The sequence below is a fragment of the Ensifer sp. LC384 genome, assembly GCF_001695865.1.
Taxonomy (GTDB): Bacteria; Pseudomonadota; Alphaproteobacteria; order Rhizobiales; family Rhizobiaceae; genus Ensifer.
The window spans coordinates 153,290-176,416 of record NZ_MBST01000004.1; the positions used below are offsets into that span (position 1 = coordinate 153,290).

Annotated in this window: 19 protein-coding genes; 7 read left to right on the forward strand and 12 right to left on the reverse strand. The window is 63.6% G+C overall.

The genetic code is table 11. The annotated features are described in order from the left end of the window. The first annotated feature begins 89 nt into the window (after window positions 1-89). Window positions 90-1,034: a nucleoside hydrolase gene (locus BC363_RS05980; protein WP_065783289.1), complete on the forward strand. Its 945-nt coding sequence runs from the start codon at window positions 90-92 to the stop codon at window positions 1,032-1,034. 72 nt (window positions 1,035-1,106) lie between these two features. Here BC363_RS05980 and BC363_RS05985 read toward each other — a convergent pair whose 3' ends face one another. The 3 genes from BC363_RS05985 to BC363_RS05995 all read right to left on the reverse strand — a co-directional run bounded on the left by BC363_RS05985 (window position 1,107) and on the right by BC363_RS05995 (window position 6,241). Then, window positions 1,107-3,503: a methyl-accepting chemotaxis protein gene (locus BC363_RS05985; protein ID WP_065783290.1), complete on the reverse strand. Its 2,397-nt coding sequence runs from the start codon at window positions 3,501-3,503 to the stop codon at window positions 1,107-1,109. Window positions 3,504-4,095: 592 nt separating this feature from the next. Beyond that, window positions 4,096-4,995, reverse strand: a complete 900-nt coding sequence (locus tag BC363_RS05990; RefSeq protein WP_065793283.1) for a ribokinase — start codon at window positions 4,993-4,995, stop codon at window positions 4,096-4,098. A gap of 52 nt (window positions 4,996-5,047) precedes the next feature. After that, entirely contained in the window at window positions 5,048-6,241 is a 1,194-nt protein-coding gene (locus BC363_RS05995; protein ID WP_065783292.1) for a DNA recombination protein RmuC, read from the reverse strand. Window positions 6,242-6,392: 151 nt separating this feature from the next. On the opposite strand from BC363_RS05995, the gene def reads away from it, so the two are divergent. The 3 genes from def (at window position 6,393) to truA (ending at window position 8,743) form a co-directional block, all read left to right on the forward strand. Further along, window positions 6,393-6,917, forward strand: a complete 525-nt coding sequence (def, locus tag BC363_RS06000; RefSeq protein WP_065783293.1) for a peptide deformylase — start codon at window positions 6,393-6,395, stop codon at window positions 6,915-6,917. 147 nt (window positions 6,918-7,064) lie between these two features. Beyond that, the gene (fmt, locus tag BC363_RS06005; RefSeq protein WP_065783294.1) at window positions 7,065-8,000 is read left to right on the forward strand and encodes a methionyl-tRNA formyltransferase; all 936 of its coding nucleotides are present in this window, start codon (window positions 7,065-7,067) and stop codon (window positions 7,998-8,000) included. Next, window positions 8,000-8,743 carry a tRNA pseudouridine(38-40) synthase TruA gene (gene truA / locus BC363_RS06010; RefSeq protein ID WP_065783295.1) on the forward strand — a complete coding sequence of 248 codons (744 nt, stop codon included), beginning with the start codon at window positions 8,000-8,002 and terminating at the stop codon, window positions 8,741-8,743. Before fmt ends, truA begins: the two co-directional genes overlap by 1 nt. Before the next feature lie 60 nt (window positions 8,744-8,803). Here the strand turns inward: truA and BC363_RS06015 are convergent, their stop codons facing one another. The 5 genes from BC363_RS06015 to BC363_RS06035 all read right to left on the reverse strand — a co-directional run bounded on the left by BC363_RS06015 (window position 8,804) and on the right by BC363_RS06035 (window position 16,206). Continuing rightward, entirely contained in the window at window positions 8,804-9,400 is a 597-nt protein-coding gene (locus BC363_RS06015; protein ID WP_065783296.1) for a hypothetical protein, read from the reverse strand. After that, the gene (dapE, locus tag BC363_RS06020) at window positions 9,387-10,580 is read right to left on the reverse strand and encodes a succinyl-diaminopimelate desuccinylase (protein WP_065783297.1); all 1,194 of its coding nucleotides are present in this window, start codon (window positions 10,578-10,580) and stop codon (window positions 9,387-9,389) included. The genes BC363_RS06015 and dapE overlap by 14 nt, the downstream gene beginning before the upstream one ends. 186 nt (window positions 10,581-10,766) lie before the next feature. Further along, window positions 10,767-13,952, reverse strand: a complete 3,186-nt coding sequence (locus BC363_RS06025) for a multidrug efflux RND transporter permease subunit (RefSeq protein ID WP_065783298.1) — start codon at window positions 13,950-13,952, stop codon at window positions 10,767-10,769. A 139-nt stretch (window positions 13,953-14,091) separates the two neighbouring features. Then, window positions 14,092-15,297 carry an efflux RND transporter periplasmic adaptor subunit gene (locus BC363_RS06030; RefSeq protein ID WP_065783299.1) on the reverse strand — a complete coding sequence of 402 codons (1,206 nt, stop codon included), beginning with the start codon at window positions 15,295-15,297 and terminating at the stop codon, window positions 14,092-14,094. Between the two features lie 84 nt (window positions 15,298-15,381). Beyond that, a complete protein-coding gene (locus BC363_RS06035; RefSeq protein WP_065783300.1) occupies window positions 15,382-16,206 on the reverse strand; it encodes an alpha/beta hydrolase in 825 nt (274 codons plus the stop codon). 140 nt (window positions 16,207-16,346) lie between these two features. On the opposite strand from BC363_RS06035, the gene BC363_RS06040 reads away from it, so the two are divergent. Then, window positions 16,347-17,258 (forward strand): LysR family transcriptional regulator, encoded by a 912-nt coding sequence (locus tag BC363_RS06040; protein WP_065783301.1) that lies wholly within the window; start codon window positions 16,347-16,349, stop codon window positions 17,256-17,258. Window positions 17,259-17,260: 2 nt separating this feature from the next. Here BC363_RS06040 and BC363_RS06045 read toward each other — a convergent pair whose 3' ends face one another. Continuing rightward, complete coding sequence (locus BC363_RS06045) at window positions 17,261-17,656, reverse strand: helix-turn-helix domain-containing protein (protein WP_065783302.1); 396 nt, start codon at window positions 17,654-17,656, stop codon at window positions 17,261-17,263. An 89-nt stretch (window positions 17,657-17,745) separates the two neighbouring features. Here BC363_RS06045 and BC363_RS06050 point away from each other — a divergent pair, with 89 nt between their 5' ends. Further along, window positions 17,746-18,063: a multidrug efflux SMR transporter gene (locus BC363_RS06050; protein WP_065783303.1), complete on the forward strand. Its 318-nt coding sequence runs from the start codon at window positions 17,746-17,748 to the stop codon at window positions 18,061-18,063. 91 nt (window positions 18,064-18,154) lie between these two features. Here the strand turns inward: BC363_RS06050 and BC363_RS06055 are convergent, their stop codons facing one another. From BC363_RS06055 to dapD, 3 genes are all read right to left on the reverse strand, one after another. Next, window positions 18,155-20,113 (reverse strand): DEAD/DEAH box helicase, encoded by a 1,959-nt coding sequence (locus tag BC363_RS06055; protein WP_065783304.1) that lies wholly within the window; start codon window positions 20,111-20,113, stop codon window positions 18,155-18,157. A gap of 156 nt (window positions 20,114-20,269) precedes the next feature. Continuing rightward, on the reverse strand, window positions 20,270-20,653 hold the full coding sequence (locus tag BC363_RS06060) for a DUF805 domain-containing protein (protein WP_065783305.1): 384 nt from the start codon (window positions 20,651-20,653) through the stop codon (window positions 20,270-20,272). Window positions 20,654-20,657: 4 nt separating this feature from the next. Beyond that, window positions 20,658-21,515, reverse strand: coding sequence for a 2,3,4,5-tetrahydropyridine-2,6-dicarboxylate N-succinyltransferase (gene dapD / locus BC363_RS06065; protein ID WP_065783306.1), 858 nt, complete (start codon window positions 21,513-21,515; stop codon window positions 20,658-20,660). 310 nt (window positions 21,516-21,825) lie between these two features. Here dapD and BC363_RS06070 point away from each other — a divergent pair, with 310 nt between their 5' ends. Further along, window positions 21,826-22,725, forward strand: coding sequence for an LOG family protein (locus BC363_RS06070; RefSeq protein ID WP_065783307.1), 900 nt, complete (start codon window positions 21,826-21,828; stop codon window positions 22,723-22,725). The last annotated feature ends 402 nt before the right edge of the window (window positions 22,726-23,127 follow it).

Below are 23,127 nucleotides of genomic sequence, written 5' to 3' on the forward strand. Positions count from 1 at the left end.
TAGCTGTGCGCAATGAGTGCAAGCCGCTTGCCTCCGGCGTGCACGCAAATCATAGTCCGCAGCGCGAGAATCCAAGGAGGAACACAAGCGTGCCCTTGCCGAGAAAAATAATCATAGACACCGATCCCGGGCAGGACGATGCCGCCGCCATCATGCTCGCTTTCGGCAGTCCGGAAGAAATCGATCTTCTTGGGATCACGACAGTAGCCGGCAACGTTCCCTTGGCAATGACCGCGCGCAACGCCCGCATCATCTGCGAACTGTGCAACAGAACCGACGTCAAGGTTTTCGCCGGCGCCGACCGGCCGATCGCCCGCCCGCTCGTCACCGCCGAGCACGTGCATGGCAAGACCGGTCTCGACGGTCCGACACTCGACGAGCCGAAGATGGCGCTTGAGGCCCAACATGGCGTCGACTTCATCATCGAGACGCTGCGCGCTGAGGCGCCGGGTACGGTCACGCTCTGCACGCTTGGTCCGCTGACCAACGTCGCTCTCGCCGTTCAGAAGGCGCCGGACATCGCGCCGAGGGCGCGCGAGCTGGTGATGATGGGGGGCGGCTTCTTTGAGGGCGGCAACGTCACGCCGGCCGCCGAGTTCAACATCTATGTCGACCCGGAAGCCGCCGAGATCGTCTTCCGTTCGGGCATTCCGATCGTCATGATGCCGCTCGACGTCACCCACCGGGTGCTGACGCACAAGGCGCGCGTGTCGAAGATCCGCGAGATCGGCAGCGCCCCGGCGATCGCCATGGCGGAGATGCTGGAATTCTTCGAGCGGTTCGACATCGAGAAATACGGCACGGACGGCGGCCCGCTGCACGATCCGACCGTCATCGCCTACCTCCTGCGGCCCGAGCTCTTCACAGGTCGCGACTGCAATGTCGAGATCGAAGTTCAGTCGCCGCTGACGACGGGCATGACGGTGGTCGACTGGTGGCAGGTGACGGGCCGCAAACACAATGCCAAGGTCATGCGTTTCATCGACGATCAGGGCTTCTTCGACCTGTTGACGGAGCGGCTGGCGCGCATCTGATCGCGCGAGCCAAAATCACAGACGAAAACGGCGCCCCGCGAGGCGCCGTTTTTTGTTTGATGACTTGCTGGATCAGAACTCTTCCCAATTGTCCTGGGCGAGCGCGTTGGCACCCGACGTCTGCGTCAGGACGCGCTGGGTCGACGGTGTATAGCCGGAGCGTGCCGCACTCGGCGCCGGACGGGCGTCGCGGGCAGGAGCGGGTGCCGGGCGTTCCGCCGCCCGCATGCGTTCGGCGGTGCCGCGCAGCATTTCCGACGAGGTCGGCTGGGCCGCCTGCGTCGAACGCTGTGCGACGCGGAAGCGGGCGACCAGCGTGCTGAGCGAGCGTGCTTCCTCGTTGAGCGCCATGCCGGCAGCGGTGGTTTCTTCCACCATCGCGGCGTTCTGCTGGGTCACCTGGTCCATCTGGTTGACGGCCGAGTTGATCTCCTTGAGGCCGACGGCCTGCTCGGAGGCAGAGCTCGAGATCTGGCGGATGAGGCCGTTGATCTGGACCACCTGCTCGGCGATCTTTTCAAGCGCGCCACCGGCGCGACCGACGAGGTCAACGCCTTCACGCACCTGGCCCGCCGAGGTGTTGATCAGCGTCTTGATCTCCTTGGCGGCGTTTGCCGAGCGTTGGGCGAGCTCGCGGACCTCCTGTGCGACGACGGCGAAGCCCTTGCCGGCGTCACCGGCGCGCGCAGCTTCGACGCCGGCGTTGAGCGCCAGCAGGTTGGTCTGGAAGGCGATCTCGTCGATGACGCCGATGATGCGGCTGACCTCGTGCGACGACTGCTCGATGCCCTTCATCGCGGCAATCGCCTTCTGCACGACCTCGCCCGACTGCCCGGCATCGCTGCTGGCCACTTCCACCGACTTGGCGGCGACCTTGGCGTTCTCGGCGCTGGCGTTGACCTGCGAGGTCAGCTCGTCGAGGGCCGCCGCCGTCTCTTCCAGGCTTGCCGCCTGCTGTTCGGTGCGGTGCGACAGGTCGTTAGCGGCACTGCTGATCTCGCTGGTGCCGTTGCCGATGTTGACGACCGAGTGGTTGACGGTGCGGATTGTCTCTTCGAGGCTGTCCATCGTCGCGTTGAAGTCGCGCTTCAGCTGGGCGTATTCACCGGGGAACTCGTCGGTGATGCGGAAGGCGAGATCGCCGGAGGAGAGATGCGACAGTCCGTTGCCGAGGCGGGCAACGATGTCGCGCTGAAGGGCGCTGGATTCGGCCCGCTCGCTCTCGGAACGGCTGCGCTCGTGCTCGGCCTGCTCGCGTTCGTGGCGGGCTTCGCCTTCCAGGCGCTTGGTGTCGGCCAGCCGGTGGCGGAAACCTTCGAGCGCCTTTGCGACCTGGCCCGTCTCGTCGGAGCGGTCCTGGCCGGTGATCGAATTGCTGTAGTCGCCGTCGCTGAGGTTCTTGACGTCTTTGACGAGGCCGGCGAGCGGCTTCTGAACGAAACCGCGGACGGCGAAATAGAGGCCGAGCAGCACCGCGCCGAGCACGACGAGGCCGCCGATGATCATCATATAGGTCTGGTCGCGAACCGGAGCGTTGATCGCGCTGCGTGGTACGTCGACGAGCACGATCCAGCTGGTGTTCACGCCGGAAACGGCGAAGGGATAGACGACGCGGTCGAACGGCTCGTTGCCGTCGTAGGACAGGTTCTTGATGACGCCCGACGTACCGGAAGCCAGCGCGTTCTTGACGATCTCGTTGCCTTCGCCGTCATAACCCTTGAGCAAAAGCTCCGGGATCGGTGCGACCAACCACTTGCCGGTCTGCGACAACAGGTAGACGCGGCCGGTATCGAACGGCTTCAACTTGGAAAGACCGTCCGCCAGTGAGGCGAGCGAGATGTCGACGCCGGAGACGCCGATCAGCTTGCCGTTGGACATGACGGGATAGGCGATCGAACTCATTGCCGTCGGGACGTCGGTGTCCTGCGCGGTATAGGGCGGGGTGATCGCGCCCTTGCCGCTCTTTGCGGCAAGGCTGTACCATTCCGCAGCGTAGTCCGCGCGGAAGGTCGAGAACTGGATCTCGTTGTTGCGGTTCTTGGACCAATAGGGCGCGAAGATACCATCCTCGTTGGCGCCCAGTTCCTTGTTGTTGGCCACCTCCTCCTTGCGACCGTCGAAGGCCTTGGGTTCTTCGGCGAACCAGCTGCCGAAAGCGAAGGGGTTCTGCTCGAGATTGGCCCGCAGGATGTTGATCACGCCGGCGCGTTCCATCGATTTTTCTGCGTGGCTGCGGCCAAGGATGCCGGCCATCGAGCGCGAAGCGCTTGCCAGCTCGCCGATGCCGCCGGCGATATCAGAGGCGATGGCCTTTGCTTCGCCGCTTGCCTGGTCGAGCACCAGCGTTTCGACGCGGTCCTGTGTCTGGGAGATAAGAACGAAGTTCGAGGCGAGCAACACGAGCGCGATCGTGCCGCCCGTCACCGCGATCAGCTTGGTCGCCAGCGATTTGGCTTGGAACTTGAACATGAAATCCTCACGTGCTGGGAGGTCCGCAGGCTGAAACCTGCGGCGAACGCATTTCACAATGTGGGTGAAACTCCATCATGGAGCACCAGATGCCGACCGGCATTAAGGAGGCTGCCCATCCCTTCGGAACCGGCTTTCTCATGATCTTGAATAGACGACCAAATCTTAAGATAGGGCCAACGCGATGGCTAATTCATGCCCCGCTGATGGAGATTCTGCGCACGAAGTTTCATCTCCGCGACAAAGACTGTCGGGTTTGCGCAAAGGCCGGCGATGGGCTTGATTCAAGGCTGTCGCCCGGACGTGCTGTGCCGTCGGGACGACGAGGATAGGGAACACGCGTCGCGCGATGTTTTTTCACATGACGCGCGTGAGGGCATGTCGTGCAAAAGTGTGCAGCGGTTCTGCGATAACGACATGCGTAAAAACGAAAGCTTACAGCGCCGCGCGTCTATTTAGACGCGCAAAGGTCGCTGTAACACTTTGAATTGCTGCATAATTTTGCCCTTAAATCGATTCCGATTTAAGGAATTATGCAGTAAAGTGCGGTAAGCGAAAGATCGCAACGCACTTTAAGATCGAAGCCGCGACTTCAGATGCGTGGCTCTACCTCTGAGGCAAGTGGGATCGAAGGCTGCGCACCACGCTTGAGGCAGGCAAGCGAGCCCGCCACCGCCGCACGCCTGAGGGCGTCGTGAAACGCCAGCTTCTCGTCAAGGCTTGCGGCCAGGTAGCCGCAGAACGTATCGCCGGCGCCGACGGTATCGACCGGATCGATCTTGAGACCCCGGGCGCGATGGACCTCGCCCTCGTGCACTGCGACGACGCCTTCTGCCCCCAGCGTGACGATGACCGTATGCCCGGTTTCGGCATGCAGCTTCTTCATCGCCTCTTCGCGCTCGGAACCTTCGATGCCCGACTTGCCGGCCAGCAGTTCGAACTCCGTCTCGTTGGCGATGACGATATCGGCGAGCCGGCCGAGGCGTGCCGCTTCCGGCGTCAAGGGCGCGATATTGATGACCGATCGGATGCCCTTGCGCCGGGCTTCGGCAAGTGCCTTTTCGACCGAGGTCGCCGGTATTTCCAGCTGCAGCATCAAGGTATCGCCGGCGTTCATGCCGTCGACGGCGGCAACGGCATCGGCCTCATTGACCGTTGCGTTGGCGCTGGCAACGACGACGATGACATTCTCGCCGTCACCACCGACGAGGATATGGGCCGTGCCTGTCGGTTCCTCGACAGTCTTGGTCAGCGACAGGTCGGCGCCGGCCTCCCGGAGCAATTCGAGTGCGCCATCGGCAAAACTGTCCGAGCCGACGGCGCCGGCCATGTGAACGGCGGCACCGGCACGCCGCGCGGCCAGCGCCTGGTTGGCGCCCTTGCCGCCGGCGGCGGTCGAAAAGCCAGAGCCGGCAACGGTTTCGCCGGGCTTCGGCAGGCGCGCGGTCGTGGCGATCAGGTCCATGTTGATGGACCCAAAAACAGTGATCATGTGAAGATGTCCCGTCGAATTGCTGATTTTGGCCGGAGAGTGCCCGAGACCGTCAGTCCTCGTCAACCACCCTGAGGCGCAATTGCCCGACGCGATTGTCGACGGCATGGCGCGGTTCGTCGTCCGGCCGCGCCGCGCCTTCCGCCTCAAGTTCCAGCGCTTCGATCTTGGCGCCGCGGCGCGCAAGCTTGCCCGAGGAGATGAGGATCTCTTCGACATCCTTCTGGCTCATGGCGAAGTGTCCCTGCAGCTTGCGCACCCGCTCGTCGAGACGCGTCAGGTCCTCCATCAGCCGCGCCACTTCTCCCTGGATGAGGTGCGCCTGCTCGCGCATGCGGGCGTCCCTGAGGATCGCCTGGATCACCTGGATCGACAAGAGCAGCAGCGATGGCGAGACGATGACGATCCGCTGCCGGTGCGCCTTCTGGACGATCGCCTCGAAATGCTCGTGGATCTCCGCGAAGATCGATTCGGACGGTACGAAGAGAAATGCCGTCTCCTGCGTCTCACCCGGGATCAGATATTTGCTGGCGATATCGCGGACATGCACCTCCATGTCACGGCGGAAGAGTTGCGCCATCTGCTGGCGGCGTTCCGGGGTTGCCGCGTCCCGCATGCCGTTCCAGGCTTCGAGCGGAAACTTCGCGTCGATCACCAGTGGCGGCTGGTCGTTCGGCATGCGGATGGTGCAGTCCGGGCGGGCGCCGTTGGAAAGCGTCGTCTGGAAGGCGAAGGCGCCCATCGGCAGGCCGTCGGCGACGATCGTCTCCATGCGCGACTGGCCAAAGGCGCCGCGTGTCTGCTTGTTCGAAAGAATGGCTTGCAGCCCGGCCATGTCCTTTGCCAGCGACTGGATGTTGTTCTGGGCGGTGTCGATCACCGCCAGACGCTCCTGCAGTCGCCGCAGGTTTTCGTGCGTCGCCTTGGTCTGCTCGCTGATCGAGGCGCCGATCCGGTGCGTCATGCCGTCGATCCGCTGGCTCAGCGTCTGGTTCAGTTCCGCCTGACGGGTGCCGAACACGTCGGCCATCGCCGCGATGCGGCCCTGCATTTCCGTTTGCGCCGCCAGAAGCATGGCCATCTGTTCATGGCGCTCGTCGTCGCCAGCCCGCCGCCGCCGCGAAACGGACATCAACACGAAGCCGACCGCCAGCACGGCCAGAACCATGCAGAGATGGGCGACGGTGACCGGCACGGTGCCGATGAGAAAAACGGGCTGATCGAACGAAATTGGCGCAGGTTCCATGCCGCAAGCCTAACAGATTCTCTTTTCAACGATAGATCAAAACAAGAACATTCATCCGGCGCGGTTAACGAGAGGCGACATTGCCGGGACGTCTGCAGGGTGCGCGCCAATTTTCTTGCACCCGGACGGAAAGATCGGTTATGGGAGCAACATGACGATCAAGCCGCTTATCATTCTCCCCGATCCTGTCCTGCGTCAGGTCTCGACCCCGATCGAAACCATCGATGCCGACATCCGTCGCCTGGCCGACGATATGCTCGAAACGATGTACGATGCCCCGGGCATCGGGCTCGCTGCCATCCAGATCGGCGTAGCGAAGCGCATGCTGGTGCTCGACGTCTCCAAGGAAGGGGACGAGAAGACCCCCCGCGTCTTCATCAATCCCGAAATCGTCGCTTCTTCCGACGAGTTCTCGGTCTATGAGGAAGGCTGCCTCTCCATTCCGGACTATTACGCCGAAGTGGAGCGCCCGGCGATGGTCACCGTCAAGCACCTCGACCGTGACGGCAAGGAGCAGATCGTCAAGGCCGATGGCCTGCTGGCGACCTGCCTGCAGCACGAGATCGATCACCTGAACGGCGTGCTGTTCATCGACCACATCTCCAAGCTCAAGCGCGACATGGTGATCCGCAAGTTCACCAAGGCCGCCAAGACCCGCGGCGCCAAGGCGATCTGATCGTCCTCCGAGGCGATCTGATCGTCCTCTAAGGCGATCTGATCGTCCTTACGGTGCCGTCGGCAGCCCTTTGCGATCGAGGGGCTTGATTTGAGGCGCGTAAACCCGTTTGAAGGGGCCTGATTTCAAACGGTCGGAGTATCCGCCTTGTCGCTTCGCATCATCTTCATGGGTACGCCGGAATTTTCCGTGCCGACGCTGGCCGCACTCGCGGCAGCCGGCCACGAGATCGTTGCCGTCTACACCCAGCCGCCGCGGCCCGGCGGACGCCGGGGGCTCGATCTGCAGAAGTCGCCGGTGCACCAGGCCGCCGAGCTGCTGGGCGTTCCCGTGCTCACGCCCGTCAATTTCAAGGATGAAGCCGATCGCCGGACCTTCCGCGCGTTCGACGCCGACGTCGCCGTCGTCGTCGCCTATGGCCTGTTGCTGCCGGAGGTGATCCTGACCGGAACGCGGCTCGGCTGCTACAATGGCCACGCTTCGCTCCTGCCGCGCTGGCGCGGTGCGGCTCCGATCCAGCGCGCCATCATGGCCGGCGACCATGAGACCGGCATGATGGTGATGAAGATGGACAAGGGGCTGGACACCGGCCCGGTCGCACTCACCAAGGCGGTGCAGATCGGCGAGACGATGACGGCTGGCGAGCTTCACGATCGGCTGATGCAGGTCGGCGCTAACCTGATGAAGGAAGCGATCGGCAAGCTCGAAGCGGATGATCTGCCGCTGACCGAGCAGGCGGAGGCGGGCGTCGTCTACGCCGCCAAGATCAGCAAGGCCGAGACCCGCATCGATTTCGCCCGGACGGGGCGCGAAGTGCACGACCACATTCGCGGCCTGTCACCCTTTCCGGGCGCCTGGTTCGAGCTCGACATCGCCGGCAAGCCGGAGCGGGTCAAGGTTCTGAATTCCGAGCGCGTGACCGGTGACGGGGCCGCCGGAACCGTGCTCGACGATAATCTCACCATTGCCTGCGGCGAAGGAGCCGTCCGGCCGACGCGGCTGCAGCGGGCGGGTGGCAAGGCGCTTGCCGTTGCCGATTTCCTGCGCGGCACGCCGATCGCCGCCGGCACGAGGGTTGGCTGATGCCGCGCTTTCGACTGACCGTCGAATATGACGGCTCGAACTATGTCGGCTGGCAGCGGCAGGACAACGGCCCCTCCGTTCAGGGCGCGATCGAAAAGGCGATCCTGTCGCTGACCGGCGAAACCGTCTCGATCCGCGGGGCCGGGCGTACCGATTCCGGCGTGCATGCCGTCGGGCAGGTGGCGCATGCGGACCTGACGCGCCAGTGGAAACCCCACACGCTGCGCAATGCGCTGAATGCGCATCTGGGCATGGCCGGCGAGGGCGTTTCGATCCTCGAAGCCCAGGAAGTTCCCGACGCCTTCGACGCGCGGTTTTCGGCGCTGCGCCGCCATTACCTCTATCGGATCATCTGCCGACAGTCGCCGCTGGCGCTGGAGGCGAAGCGCGCCTGGTGGGTGCCGAAGCCGCTTGATCACCACGCGATGCATGAAGGCGCGCAGCGGCTCGTCGGCCATCACGACTTCACCACCTTCCGCTCGGCCCATTGCCAGGCGACAAGCCCGATGCGCACGCTCGACCGCCTCGACGTCACCCGGTCCGGCGACCTGATCGAAATTCGCGCTACCGCGCAGAGCTTCCTGCACAATCAGATCCGCTCCTTCGCCGGCTCGCTGAAGCTGGTGGGCGAGGGAAAGTGGACGCCGGACGAGCTGCAGACGGTGCTCGAAGCACGCGATCGCAAGGCCTGCGGCCCGGTGGCGCCGCCTGACGGGCTCTATTTCATGCAGGTCGATTATTGAGACATGGCCAGTCGCGCGCAGAGGGCGCGCGACACTTTTCGGGTGCTGTCGTGTTGCTTGTCAGCTCGGGATCAGGCCGAAGAACTGCTGCAGCACCTCGCCCAACATCATCGACGGCAGCAGGAAGAGCGCCGTCAGCGCCGAGGTGAGCAAGACCTGGTTTCCGGTGATGATGCGCAGCAGCCGGAAGAGCACGCCGATGCTGACGAAGAGCAGCACCAGCCAGATCAGGCTTGTCAGCCCCTCGCTGCCGGGAATGACCAGGCGGATCGCTGCCGGCACCGCCATCGCATAGGACAACGGCACGGAAAGCCAGTTGGTGGTGACAACGATCGGCACCACGGCCGCGGCAAAGCCGAGCGGGCGCGCCAGGATGAAAATCAAGACGAGCGGCAGCAACCAGCTGACGAGGTCGACGACCAGCAGCTTGAAGACGAAGCTGAAACCAACAGTGGTGCCGGTCGGCATGGCCGAGAGATAATAAAGCCGCCAGGATGCCCAGGTGACGGCGATGGCCGGCAGGCACCAGAGCATGGCCGTAAACGAGCGCCACAATCCGCTCTCGCTGAAATCGAGCCAGCGGAAACCCTCGCCATTGCCCTGGACCAGCAGCCAGAGGCCCTTGATATAGGCCAGGACCTCCTCAAGCGGCGGCATGGCCGAACCATCGGGCGATGAAGGTTTCGTAGATGCCCGTCAGCGTTTCAAGGTCGGCGACGGCGACGCGCTCGTCGACCATGTGCATGGTCTGGCCGACGAGGCCGAATTCGACGACGGGGCAATAGTCCTTGATGAACCGCGCGTCCGAGGTGCCGCCGGTGGTCGAAAGCTTTGGCTGCTGGCCGGTGACCGCTTCGACCGCGCCCGACAGCGATGAGATCAGCGCATTGTTGCGCGTCAGGAAAACGTGGCTCGGGCGCTCGTTCCAGGTGATCTCGTATCTGACCGGATCGCGACCCGCCCGCAGCGCGCCATCAGCCGCCGCGCGGTCGAGCCGGGCGACGATCTCCGCCATCAGGCTCTCGGCGGTCCAGGTATCGTTGAAGCGGATATTGAAGGCGGCGCTCGCCTTTGCCGGAATGACGTTGACGGCGCTGTTGCCGACGTCGATCGTCGTCACTTCCAGGTTGGATGGCTGGAAGTTTTCCGTGCCGTTGTCGAAGGGCGGATCCATCAGCGCCTGCGTCAGTTGCAGGATGCCCCGCACCGGATTGTCCGCCAGATGCGGGTAGGCCGCGTGGCCCTGAACGCCGTTGACGGTGATCCGGCCCGAAAGCGACCCACGCCGGCCGATCTTGATCATGTCGCCGAGCCGGTCGGGATTGGTCGGTTCACCGACCAGGCAGGCATCCCAGCGCTCGCCCTTGGCGGCTGCCCAGTCGAGAAGCTTCGTCGTGCCGTTGATGGCAGGACCTTCCTCGTCGCCGGTGATGAGAAGGGAAACCGAACCCTTCGGGGCTCCATGCTTTTCGATGTGACGGGCAACCGCTGCCACGAAACAGGCGATGCCGCCCTTCATGTCGACGGCGCCGCGGCCATACATTTCGCCGCCGGCGATGTCGGCGGAAAACGGGCCGTGGGTCCACGCACTTTCGTCGCCGACCGGCACCACGTCGGTGTGGCCGGCAAACATCAGATGCGGCCCATCGCTGCCAAGCCGGGCATAGAGGTTCTCGATATCGGGCGTGCCCACGTCCTTCGCGGTCACCCGGTCGACGACGAAGCCGAGCGGCTTCAGCATGGCTTCGAGCGCCGAGAGCGCACCGCCTTCGGCGGGCGTAACGGAGGGGCAACGGATGAGAGTGGCGAGATTGGCGATCGGATTGGTCGAGGTCATGTAGCGATATGCCGTCTCCGTGGCGCTTGGGCCAATGGGATTGAGGGTGCTGGTTTATCCGATCGTTGCGCGGCTGTCACGCAGGATGGACGTGCAGCCGGCGGCTGAGACTATCCGTCTGTCTTCAACGTAAGCGGGCCGGATCAGATCCGGCCCGCTCGAAGCGCATATAGGGGCAGGGTTACCTCATTCTCCAGGCGCGAGATGAGGTGCTTCAATATGCGCTCCGGCGTGCTTCAACGGCCGCTCGCCCGAAAGCTTGCGAATCAGCACGTAGAACACCGGCGTCATGAAGATGCCGAAGGCGGTGACGCCGATCATGCCGGCAAAGACCGCGACGCCCATGGCCGAGCGCATTTCGGCGCCGGCGCCGGTGGAGATCACCAGGGGCACGACACCCATGATGAAGGCCATCGAGGTCATCAGGATCGGCCGCAGACGCAGCCGACTCGCCTCGATTGCCGCCTGGACGGCGGTGCTGCCGGACAGTTCCAGTTCGCGGGCGAACTCGACGATCAGGATCGCGTTTTTGGCGGAAAGCCCGACAAGCACGATCAAGCCGATCTGCGTGAAGACGTTGTTGTCGCCTCCCGTCAGCCAGACGCCGGCAAGGGCTGCCATGATGCCCATCGGCACGATCAGGATGATCGCGATCGGCAGGGTCAGGCTCTCATACTGGGCGGCGAGCACGAGATAGACGAGCAGCAGCGCCAGCGGGAAGACGAGCATGCCCGAATTGCCGGCAAGAATCTGCTGGTAGGTCAGATCCGTCCATTCGAACGAGATGCCCGGCGGCAGCGTTTCCGCAGCGATCTTCTCGATGGCGGCCTGGGCCTGGCCCGAGGAGAAGCCCGGTGCCGGGCCGCCGTTGATGTCGGCCGACAGGAAGCCGTTGTAGCGGATCGCCCGCTCGGCGCCGACCGTCTGCTCGACCTTCAACAGCGCCGACAGCGGGATCATCTCGCCCGATTGCGAGCGCACCTTCAGCTTGCCGATATCGTCGGCGTGGCTGCGGTAATTCGCATCGGCCTGAACGCGAACGCTGTAGGTGCGGCCGAAGGCGTTGAAGTCGTTGACGTAGAGCGAACCCAGATAGATCTGCAGTGTCTCGAAGACATCGGTCACCTCGACGCCGAGTTGGCGCGCCTTGACGCGATCGAGATCGGCATAGAGCTGCGGCACGTTAATCTGGTAGCTCGAATAGAGACCGGCCAGCTCCGGCGTCTGATAGGCCTTGGCGAGGAAGGCCTTGGCCGCTTCGTCCAGCGCCTTGTAGCCGAGGCCGTTCTTGTCCTCGATCTGCAGCTTGAAGCCGCCGGTGGTGCCGAGACCCTGGACGGGCGGCGGCGGGAACATGGCGATGAAGGCGTCCTGGATCGCGCCGAATTCCTGGTTCAGCTGCATGGCGATCGCCCCGCCCGAAAGCTCGGGCGTCGTGCGCTCCTCGAACGGCTTCAATGCCACGAAGACGATGCCGGAGTTCGACGAGTTGGTGAAGCCGTTGATCGACAGGCCGGGGAAGGCGATGGCGTTTTCGACGCCGGGATGCTTGAGCGCAATGTCGCTCATGCGGCGGATGACGTCTTCCGAGCGGTCGAGCGTCGCTGCGTCAGGCAACTGCGCGAAACCGATCAGATACTGCTTGTCCTGGGCCGGCACGAAACCGCCGGGAACGGCGCGGAACAGCACGAAGGTGACGCCGAGCAGGACGACATAGACGCCCATGATCAGCGACTTGCGCGACAGGATCCTGCCGACGCCGCGGCCATAGGCTTCCGAGCTGCGGCCGAAGAAGCGGTTGAAGCCGCGGAAGAACCAGCCGAACACCTTGTCCATGGCGCGGGTCAGCCAATCCTTCGGTGCGTGGTGATCGCGCAGGAGGAGGGCGGCCAAGGCCGGGGAAAGCGTCAGCGAGTTGATGGCGGAGATCACCGTCGAGATGGCGATCGTCAGCGCGAACTGGCGGTAGAACTGCCCGGTCAGGCCGGTGATGAAGGCAAGCGGCACGAACACGGCGACGAGCACCAGCGCAATGGCGATGATCGGTCCGGAAACCTCCTGCATCGCCCGGTAGGTCGCCTGGATCGGCGACAGACCTTGCTCGATGTTGCGCTCGACGTTTTCGACCACGACGATGGCGTCATCGACGACGATGCCGATCGCCAGCACCAATCCGAACAGGCTGAGCGCATTGATCGAGAAGCCGAAGACATACATCACCGCGAAGGTGCCGACGATCGACACCGGAACCGCCACGAGCGGGATGATCGAGGCGCGCCAGGTCTGCAGGAAGACGATGACGACGATGACGACCAGCGCGATCGCTTCAAGCAGGGTGTGGATGACGGACTCGATCGAGGCGCGCACGAACTGGGTGGTGTCGTAGACGATCTCGTAGTCGACGCCGTCAGGCATGGTCAGCTTCAGCTCAGCCATCGCCTTGTGCACGTTTTCCGAGATCTGGATCGCGTTCGAGCCGGGTGCCTGGAAGACGCCCATGCCGACCGCGGCCTTGTTGTCGAGCAGCGAGCGCAGCGAGTAGTCGGCAGCACCCATCTCGACACGCGCGACGTCGCCGAGGCGCGTGACCTCGCCGCCGGCGCCCGACTTGACGACGATGTCGGCAAAATCCTCAGGCGTCTGCAGGCGGCCCTGCGCATTGACGGAGAGCTGCAGGTCGAGCCCCGGAACCGACGGCGAGGCGCCGATGACGCCGGCAGCCGCCTGGACGTTCTGCGCGCGGATGGCGTTGGCCACGTCGCTCGCCGCAAGGCCGCGTTCGGCAGCCTTCTGCGGGTCGATCCAGATGCGCATCGAATAGTCGCCGCCGCCGAAGATCTGCACCTGGCCGACACCGTCGATGCGGGCGAGCCGATCCTTGACGTTGAGGACGCCGTAGTTGCGCAGGTAGTTGATGTCGTACTGGCCGTTGGGCGACAAGAGGTGCACGACGAGCGTCAGGTCCGGCGAGCTCTTGACGGTCGTGACGCCGAGACGACGCACTTCCTCGGGCAGGCGCGGCTCGGCCTGCGCGACGCGGTTCTGGATCAGCTGCTGGGCCTGGTCTGGATCGGTGCCGAGTTCGAAGGTGACGGTCAGGGTCATCAGACCGTCGGCCGTCGCCTGGCTCTGCATGTAGAGCATGCCTTCGACGCCGTTGATCTGTTCCTCGAGTGGCGTTGCCACGGTTTCGGCGATGACTGCCGGGTTGGCGCCGGGATATTGCGCCCGCACGACGATCTGCGGCGGCACGACTTCGGGATATTCGGAGATCGGCAGACCGGTCATGCCGATCAGGCCGGCCACGAAGATCAGGACCGAGAGAACGCCCGCGAAGACCGGGCGGTCGACGAAGAAGCGTGAGAAGTTCATTGACGTATCCCCCTTGGGACGAGTTCAGGCAAATCTCCTTTCGTCGCGGCGAGAATACTCGCCACGCGCCGGGATCTGCAGAGTGATGTCTGGGCGGCCCATCCACTTCGGCGACAGCCGAAGTGGATGCCGTCATGTCCTATTTGGTGGCGATCGACGCCGTCGTTTCTTCCACCTGCTGCGGTGCCACGAGCACGCCCGGGCGCACCCGCTGCAGGCCGTTGACGACAATGTTCTCGCCGGTCTTCAGGCCGCTTTCGACGATGCGCAGCCCGTCGGAGTTCGGGCCGAGCGTCACCTGGCGGTATTCCACCTTGTTGTCCGAGCCGACGACGAACACGAACTTCTTGTCCTGGTCGGAGCCGATGGCGCGATCGCTGATCACGAGCTTTTCTTCGGGCTCGGGTTCGCCGATGCGAATGCGCACGAACTGGCCCGGGATCAGCCGCCCGTCGGCATTCTCGAGTGCGGCGCGAACCCGGATCGTGCCGGTCGCCGCATCCACCTCGTTGTTGATGAGCTGGATATGCCCGGAAATCGGCGTGCCTTCGTCGGCGGCGGTGCCGATCTGGACCGGGATGCGCTCGATCGCGCTGCCGCCGGCCGAAGCCTGGAGCCGGGCGAGTGCAGTGGTGACCACCTCTTCGCTGGCGCTGAAGCTTGCATAGATCGGGTCAACCGAAACAAGCGTCGTCAGCACCGGCGAGGCGGAGCCGGCAGCAACGAGATTGCCGGCGGTCACCTCCAACCGGCCGACGCGGCCGGAAATCGGTGCTTTCACCTGGGTGTATTCCAGGTCGAGCTCGGCCGTCCGCAACGCCGCCTTGGCGGAGCGTACGCTTGCCTGCGCCTCGTCGAAGGCGCTGAGCCGCTGGTCGACGCCGCTTTGCGGGATCGCGCTCGTGGTCACGAGTTTGCGTCCGCGGTCAAGTTCGGTCTTGGCGAGCGCCACCCGCGCCTCGGCAGCTGCGACCTCAGCTGCGGCCCGGTCGACGGCGGCGGCATAGGGCTCGGGGTCGATGGTAAGCAGCAGGTCGCCCTTCTTCACCAATGCGCCCTCGCGGAAGTGGGCTTGGAGGATGGCGCCGCCGACACGGGGGCGAACCTCGACGCGTTCGATCGCTTCGAGCCGCCCGGAAAAGTCTTCCCAAGTGGTGATGCGGCGCGACTGCGCCTTGGCCACCGAAACCGGCACCGCCGGCGGCGGGGCGGCTGCCGTTTCGGTTGCGGCATCCGCTTCAAAATGCTGCGGCAGGCCCAAAAGAACGGCGGCTGCGCCAGCGGTGGACAATAGGATGCTCAGGCCGGCGCCCCAAAGGGCCCGGCGGGTCACTGTCGATGTCATTTTTCTCTCCTTGCCGGTTGGGAGCCGGCTTTTTTGCTGCTGTCTTCGGCGAAGGGAAAAGGCTCGCGGCCCTGTCGTCCTCGCCTAACGCATCGTCATTTCCGCCGGCTTCGCCCCCGCCTGTTGAAAGAAGCGGGAAAAGATGCCGGTAATCGTTTCTTCCTGGGATGCCCAGGTTTCCGTGCTCACCGTGTTTTCCGGTATCCAGCCGGCACGACCGGGAAGGATATGGGATTGAACGCTCACACCCGCCTGGCGAAGGCGGTCTGCATAGGCCGCAGTCTCGTCGCGCATCGGGCATTCCTCGCTGGTCAGGATCAGCGAGGGAACAAGGCCGGCCAACCGCGTACAGTGCGCGGGCGCCGCATAGGGATGCGTGAAGCCACCGCATTCGCCGAGATACCGTTGCCAGCCCTCGGCGATCGATTGCACCGAAGCCTCAGGACAGTATTTGCGAAACGACGCGGTCGCCAGGCATGGATCCAGCATCGGCGACAGGAGGATCTGCCCCTTGAGGTCGGTGAGGAACTGGTCGCGGGCCATCAGCGCCACACCGGCCGCCACGTTGCCGCCCGCCTCCTCGCCGGCGATGAACAGCATCGACTTTTTGTGCGCGAATTGCGGGCACCGCGCGCGCATCGAGGAAAGCATGGAATAGGTGACGTCGAGTGCGGCAGGAAACGGATTGAGGCAGGCCGAGGAATACTCCGGTGAGATGACGATGGCCCCGGCTGCCGCAAGCGCCGTGGCCACCCGCTCGCCGGCGGCGATCGAACTGCCGACGAAGGAACCGCCATGCAGGTGCAACACCACGGGTGGCGGATTGAGCAGCGTTTCGCCACGATAGACACGTGCCGGGCACGAGCCTTTGCCCGTCTGCATCGTCTCTACTGTAAAGCGTTCACCCATCTCTCTTGCCTTTGCCACGGGGCCATCCCACATGAGGCGGCAACCCGCCATGATGGGAGAATAACATTGTCTTCTGTCTGGAATAGTCCGTCCAATCCGACTACACTATTCAATATCTCGAACAATCACGGCTATTGAAAATGGACCAGATCACGGCCATGCGCGCGTTTCTCCGCGTTGTCGAAACCGGCAATTTCACGCGTGCTTCCGCTTCGCTCAATATGCCCAAGGCGACCGTCACCAATCTCATCCAGGGATTGGAGGCGCACCTGCGCACCAAACTGCTCAACCGTACGACGCGGCGGGTTCTGGTGACGCCCGATGGCGCGCTCTACTACGAACGCGCTGCCCGCCTGCTCTCCGACCTCGACGAACTGGACGGCAGTCTCTCGATCGCCCAGGGTCTGCCAAAGGGGCGGCTTCGTGTCGAGACGGCGAGTGCCTTCGCCAACCTGATCATCGTTCCAGCACTTCCCGAGTTTCAGAGAAAATATCCCGATATCCAGATCGATCTCGGCGTTTCCGACCGCACGGTCGACTATCTGGCGGAGAATGTCGATTGCGCCATCCGTGGCGGTGCGCTCACGGACCAGTCGCTGATCGCCCGACGCATCACGGAGATGAAATTCATCACCTGCGCCTCACCGGAATATCTCAAGCGGCACGCCATGCCGCAGCATCCTTCTGACCTCGCAAAGAATTGCTCTGTCGTCGGCTACTTCATGTCGAAGACCGGACAGCAGATGCCTTACCATTTCCGGCGCGGCAACGAAGAGATGGAGATCCAGGGTCGTTACAGCGTCGCGGCAAACGAGGCGACCACCTATCTTGCCGCCGCGCGCGCCGGTCTGGGCGTTATCCAGGTGCCGCACTTCATGGTGCGCGACGATCTGCGCGCCGGTACGATGGTCCCGGTGCTCGCCGACTGGCAGATCGATCCGGAGCCGATCTATCTCGTCTATCCGCCCAACCGGCACCTGAGCAGCCGCTTGCGGGTCTTTGCCGATTGGGTGGTGAAAGTCGTCGCCCAGTCGCAGCTCGACGGTGAATAGAACTATTTTCCTCGCTCGGCGTCGTAGCGTTCACGCGCTGCATCGAGGGCGCCGAAATGCGTTTCGGCCCAGCGATCAAGCACCAGCAGGGTTTCGCTGAGCGAACGGCCGACAGGGCTGAGGCTGTATTCCACGTGCGGCGGCACGGTCTTCTTGTCCTCGCGAATGACGAGGCCATTGCGCTCGAGCTCCTTCAGCGTCTGGGTCAGCATCTTCTGCGAGACATCGCCGAGGCGGCGCATCAATGCGGCGTTGCGCATGGGCCCCTCCTCAAGCGCCGAGATGATCAGCATCGCCCATTTGCTGGCGATCAACTCGAGCGCATGGCGTGAGGAGCAAGCCGGGTCGAAGACATCCGGGATGGAGGTAAAGGGCGCTTCAGTCAGGTCGGTCGCCATTTCTATAGTTACCAAAAGGTGCGTAATTGCTCTTCGGTGCCTGTCTTACCAGATTGTTCTCCAGATGAAAATTTTTGATGGAGACGGTAATGGCATGGATCATCCTGATAGCGGCGAGCCTGATTGAAATCATCATGGGCCTGGCGCTCAAATATGCCGAAGGCTGGACGAAACTGCTGCCGAGCGTCGTCGGCATTGCGGCGGCTCTGGGCAGCGTCTACCTCCTGACGATCGCCATGCGCGACCTGCCGGCCGGCACCGCCTACGCCGCCTGGACCGGCATCGGCTCCGTCGGCATTACCGTGCTTGGCATCGTGCTGTTCGGTGATCCCGTCTCCTGGATGCGGATCACCTGCATCGCCATGATCATCGTCGCCGTCGCCGGCCTTCGCTTCCTCGAAGCCTGACGCGGCAAGCCTTCCCAATCCCGGACAAAAAAAGCGCCGCGATCAGATCGCGGCGCTTTTGATGTTCTGTGACGGCGTGTGCGCGTCGAGCTTAGCTCTGGCGGTTCTTGGCGTTGCTGCCCTTGGGCTTGGGCTTGAAGCCGCCGTCTTTGCCGGCATTCGGCTTGGCCTTTTTCTTGGTCCAGGGCTTGTCGTCGCGCTTTTCGGGCGGCCGGTCTTCGGTGTGGGCGGGGCCAGCGGAATAGCCCGGCTTCTTATCGAACTTGCGCTTCGGCTTGAAGTCGCCGCGCTCGTCGCTCCGCGCGGCATCGTCAGAGTACGGCCGCTTCTTGGCGAAGCCCGATTTCTCCTTGGAAAAGCTCGGTTTGTCCTTCGAGAAGCTCGGCTTCTCCTGGCGCTGCTGCGACAGATCGGGTGCGCCGGCGAGCGTCTTCACCCGGATGCCCTTCTCCAGCATGGCCTCCTTGCCGATCGCCGACAGGAAGCGCTCGGCACCCTCTGCCGTCATCTCGACGAAGGTTTCTTCCTGCTGCATACGGATCGCGCCGATGTCGCGCTTGGTCAGCTTGCCGTGGCGGCACAGCATCGGGATCAGCCAACGCGGCTCGGCATTCTGCTTGCGGCCGACCGAAAGCGAGAACCAGCTGCCGTCGCTGAAATCGGCGCGCGGCGCGTCATAGTCTTCGCGCGGCGCAGATTTCTCGTCGCGGCGCGGCTTGGCGCGGCTGTCGCCGACGGCGACCTCGATCAGGTCTTCCGGGGCGGACCGGCCCGAGCGGAACTGGCGCACGAAGGCGGCAGCCATCTGTTCGGCGCCGTGAAGCTCGATCAGGGCGCGCACGATCTCTTCTTCGTCTTCGCGGATCGGTTCGGCAAAGCTCGTGTCGGCAAGCAGGCGCTCGTCGTCGCGGCGGCTGACCTCGTCGGCTGACGGCGGGCGGGCCCAGTTGGCGGTGATGCGGGCGTTTTCGAGCAGGCGCTCGGCCTTGCGGCGCGCGTTGATCGGCACGATCAAGGCGCTGACACCCTTCTGGCCGGCGCGTCCGGTGCGTCCGCTGCGGTGCAGAAGCGTATCCGGGTTGGTCGGCAGGTCGGCGTGAATGACCAGCTCCAGGCCGGGCAGGTCGATGCCGCGGGCGGCCACGTCGGTGGCGATGCAGACGCGGGCGCGTCCGTCGCGCATGGCCTGCAGCGCGTGCGTGCGTTCGTTCTGGCTGAGTTCGCCCGACAGCGCCACGACCGAGAAGCCGCGGTTGTTGAAGCGGGCGGTCAGATGATTGACGGCCGCACGGGTCGAGCAGAAGACGATGGCGTTCTTCGCCTCGTAGTAGCGCAGGACGTTGATGATCGCGTTTTCGCGATCGTTCGACGCAACGGTCAGCGCGCGATATTCGATATCGACATGCTGCTTCTGCTCCGAAGCGGTGCTGATGCGCACGGCGTCACGCTGATAGTTCTTGGCAAGCGTCGCGATCGAGCGCGGCACGGTTGCCGAGAACATCAGCGTGCGGCGTTCGTCGGGGGATTCCTCGAGGATGAACTCGAGATCCTCGCGGAAGCCGAGGTCGAGCATCTCGTCGGCCTCGTCGAGCACGACGGCACGCAACGAAGAAATATCCAGCGAGTTGCGGCGGATATGGTCGCAAAGGCGTCCGGGCGTGCCGACGACGATGTGGGCGCCGCGCTCCAGCGCGCGCTTTTCGGTGCGCATGTCCATGCCGCCGACACACGAAGCGATCGTCGCGCCGGTCTGCTCATAGAGCCATTCGAGCTCGCGCTTGACCTGCAGCGCCAGTTCGCGTGTCGGTGCGATGACAAGCGCCAGCGGCGCGCCGGCCGCGCTGAAGCGGCGTTGATCGCCAAGCAGGGTCGGGGCCAGCGCCAGGCCGAAGGCGACGGTCTTGCCGGAGCCGGTCTGGGCCGACACCAGTGCATCCTTGCCCGCCAGATCCGGATCGCGCATCGCCTTTTGAACCGGCGTCAACTCGTTGTAACCGCGTTTTGCCAACGCCTCGGCGATCGCAGGCGCGATCCCTTCGAATTCTGTCATCTCTCGTCTTTCGGATTTCGGTTTTCGCGCCGGTAAACGAACAAGACCTTGGATCAGGTCGTCATCAGGCGCCGATTGCCGCGGCCAGCATCTTGTCGCCGGCCTGTTCATGGCGCGCTACATACGCGTTCGGGCCTGAAATGTACAGTGCGCCGCTCAGGCGCCGGGTTCGTCGCTGCGTTGGCCGAATTCGTTCGGGCCTTGGATGCCCGGCCAGAGGCAGAGCGCAATGAAGACGATGGGGCTCAAGACCGGGATGAACAAGCAGAGCGCGAGTGGTCCGGGGTAGCCGATATCGTGCAGCCGCTTGATTGCCAGCATGGCGATCGAAAGCGTGGAAACGATGCCGGACACGATCAGCGCCAGCGTCCAGAGCGCCAGCGCGGTCTTGTGGCTCTCATTGGCGAACATCTGCGCGACGACAAAGCCGCCGATCAGCAGCCAGAAAAGCCAGGAGAGGAAAAACGGCAGGCGGGTGATGCGACCGGAGGGGCTGAAGAACAGCCAGGTCATGCTCGGCTGCCGCCCCTCCGGTGTCATCGGATCAGTCTCGAAGCAGTTCGTTGATGCCGGTCTTGGAGCGGGTCTTCTCGTCGACGCGCTTGACGATGACGGCGCAATAGAGGTTCGGAGCCGGCTGGCCGTTGCCCATGGTCGAGCCCGAGGGCATCGAGCCGGCGACGACGACGGAGTAGGGCGGTACTTCGCCATAGGTCACTTCGCCGGTGGCGCGGTCGACGATCTTGGTCGACTTGCCGATGAAGACGCCCATGCCGAGAACCGAGCCCTCGCGCACGATGCAGCCTTCGACGACCTCGGAGCGGGCGCCGATGAAGCAATTGTCCTCGATGATCGTCGGGCCGGCCTGCATCGGCTCCAGCACGCCGCCGATGCCGACGCCGCCGGAGAGATGCACGTTCTTGCCGATCTGGGCGCAGGAGCCGACGGTGGCCCAGGTGTCGACCATCGTGCCTTCGCCGACATAGGCGCCGAGGTTGACGAAGGACGGCATCAGGATCGCGTTCGGCGCAATATAGGCCGAGCGGCGCACGACGCAGTTCGGCACGGCGCGGAAGCCGGCCTTCTCGAATTCGTTGACGCTCCAGCCGTCGAACTTGGAAGCGACCTTGTCCCACCACACGGATTCGCCCGGGCCGCCCCGGACGATTTCCATCGGGTTGAGACGGAAGGAGAGCAGCACGGCTTTCTTCAGCCATTGATTGACGGTCCAGTTACCGTCGGCGCCACGCTCGGCCACCCGCACCTTGCCGCTGTCGAGCAGGTTCAGTGCCGTCTCCACGGCGTCGCGCACCGCGCCGCGCGTTCCGGTGTTTACGGAATCGCGATCATCAAAGGCGGTGTCGATCGTCTGCGACAGGGCGGCGAGGTTGTGGTTCGTCATCGGAATTCCTTAAAGTTCAGCGGTTATCCTGCGAAAGCTCTACTGCATAATTCCGCAAATCGGAATCGATTTAAGGACAAAATTAAGCAGCGACGCGATGAACAGCCATGGTGTTCTACACCGGCTGGAATGCATGGCGCCCGAGGCCCGGTCCGGAAAAGTTGAACTGCTTTTTGGCGCGGCCTGTCCCGGCAGGGCTTGGCAAGCCCGGACGACTCCGGCATCAGGGGCATTCATGACCGATGAAACGGGACAGAACGCGTCCGCCCGAGATGCCGATTGTCCGGAACGCGACGGGAAAGACGATAGCATGGCACGCATGAAGAAGCGCAGTCTGCGCCGTAAGGATGGGGTTTGGGATCCGCTGGCGGATAGCTCGCAGAGCCGGCAACGGGCGCAGACCGTTCCGCTCACGCCACAATCGGCCTCGCCGGCCTATCGTTTGGCCTACATCGACGACGACTTCCTCTGCCGTGAAGAATTGCGCCCGGTGCGTTTGCAGCTCGAGCTGTTGAAGACCGAGATGATGCTGGAAGAGCACGGCATCAACTCGACCGTGGTGATGTTCGGTGGCGCTCGCATTCCCGAGCCCGGTGGCAATGCCTGGGCGGCCAAGAACGATACCCAGCGCAAGAACCTCGAAGCTGCCTCGGTCTACTACGCCGAGGCGCGCAAGTTCGCGCGGCTTTGCTCTGAGCATTCCGCCAAGCTGCGCCATAAGGAATACGTGGTTGTCACGGGCGGTGGCCCGGGTGTGATGGAGGCGGGTAACCGCGGCGCAGACGACGTCGGCGCTCCGTCGATCGGCCTCAACATCGTGCTGCCGCACGAGCAGGCGCCGAACCGCTTCGTCACGCCCGAGCTGTCGTTCAATTTCCACTATTTCGCTATCCGCAAGATGCATTTCCTGCTGCGCGCGAAGGCGGTGGTGGTCTTCCCCGGTGGGTTCGGAACGCTCGACGAACTGTTCGAGACGATGACGCTGATGCAGACCGGACGTATGGCTCTGGTACCGTTGATCCTCTTCGGCGAGAAATTTTGGCGCACCATCATCAATTTCGAGGCGCTCGCCGAGTTCGGCACGATCGCACCGAATGATGTGGACTTGCTGCGGTTCGTAGACACTGCCGAAGAAGCCTGGGAGATTATCTCCAGCTTCTATCAAACCGTCGATTCCAAAGCTGTGCCGATGGCAAACGGAAGACGATAGAAAGCCGTACCCGCCTGAGGGCGGAATACTCGTCCGATGCATAAACAACGCCGCGCGTTCTCGAGTTGACGCGCGGCGTTGTCGTTTCGGGAGGATGGGAACTTGCGGCAATTCACGCCTCCCCCTTGCAATCGCGTCCGATGCGAGGGGGAGGCGCCACGCAGACGACACGCTCCACCGGGCAGGGGATGGTGTCGTCATCCGGGTTACAGCGCCGCGCGTCTATTTAGACGCGCAAAGGTCGCTGTAACACTTTGAGTTGCTGCATAATTTTGTCCTTAAATCGATTCCGATTTAAGGAATCATGCAGTAGAGCATTTCCGGGAAAAGTGCGAAGCGGCTTTCCGTCAGGAAATGCGTAAAAACAAAGGGATAGAGCGTTTCTGCGACTCCGTCTGAGCC

Coding starts and splice junctions, on each gene's coding strand:
- BC363_RS05985 (WP_065783290.1), bottom strand. CDS start 3,503: ATGTTCAAGTTCCAAGCCAAATCGCTGGCGACCAAGCTGATCGCGGTG.
- BC363_RS05990 (WP_065793283.1), bottom strand. CDS start 4,995: ATGATCACTGTTTTTGGGTCCATCAACATGGACCTGATCGCCACGACC.
- BC363_RS05995 (WP_065783292.1), bottom strand. CDS start 6,241: ATGGAACCTGCGCCAATTTCGTTCGATCAGCCCGTTTTTCTCATCGGC.
- def (WP_065783293.1), top strand. CDS start 6,393: ATGACGATCAAGCCGCTTATCATTCTCCCCGATCCTGTCCTGCGTCAG.
- truA (WP_065783295.1), top strand. CDS start 8,000: ATGCCGCGCTTTCGACTGACCGTCGAATATGACGGCTCGAACTATGTC.
- BC363_RS06015 (WP_065783296.1), bottom strand. CDS start 9,400: ATGCCGCCGCTTGAGGAGGTCCTGGCCTATATCAAGGGCCTCTGGCTG.
- dapE (WP_065783297.1), bottom strand. CDS start 10,580: ATGACCTCGACCAATCCGATCGCCAATCTCGCCACTCTCATCCGTTGC.
- BC363_RS06025 (WP_065783298.1), bottom strand. CDS start 13,952: ATGAACTTCTCACGCTTCTTCGTCGACCGCCCGGTCTTCGCGGGCGTT.
- BC363_RS06030 (WP_065783299.1), bottom strand. CDS start 15,297: ATGACATCGACAGTGACCCGCCGGGCCCTTTGGGGCGCCGGCCTGAGC.
- BC363_RS06035 (WP_065783300.1), bottom strand. CDS start 16,206: ATGGGTGAACGCTTTACAGTAGAGACGATGCAGACGGGCAAAGGCTCG.
- BC363_RS06040 (WP_065783301.1), top strand. CDS start 16,347: ATGGACCAGATCACGGCCATGCGCGCGTTTCTCCGCGTTGTCGAAACC.
- BC363_RS06045 (WP_065783302.1), bottom strand. CDS start 17,656: ATGGCGACCGACCTGACTGAAGCGCCCTTTACCTCCATCCCGGATGTC.
- BC363_RS06050 (WP_065783303.1), top strand. CDS start 17,746: ATGGCATGGATCATCCTGATAGCGGCGAGCCTGATTGAAATCATCATG.
- BC363_RS06055 (WP_065783304.1), bottom strand. CDS start 20,113: ATGACAGAATTCGAAGGGATCGCGCCTGCGATCGCCGAGGCGTTGGCA.
- BC363_RS06060 (WP_065783305.1), bottom strand. CDS start 20,653: ATGACACCGGAGGGGCGGCAGCCGAGCATGACCTGGCTGTTCTTCAGC.
- dapD (WP_065783306.1), bottom strand. CDS start 21,515: ATGACGAACCACAACCTCGCCGCCCTGTCGCAGACGATCGACACCGCC.
- BC363_RS06070 (WP_065783307.1), top strand. CDS start 21,826: ATGGCACGCATGAAGAAGCGCAGTCTGCGCCGTAAGGATGGGGTTTGG.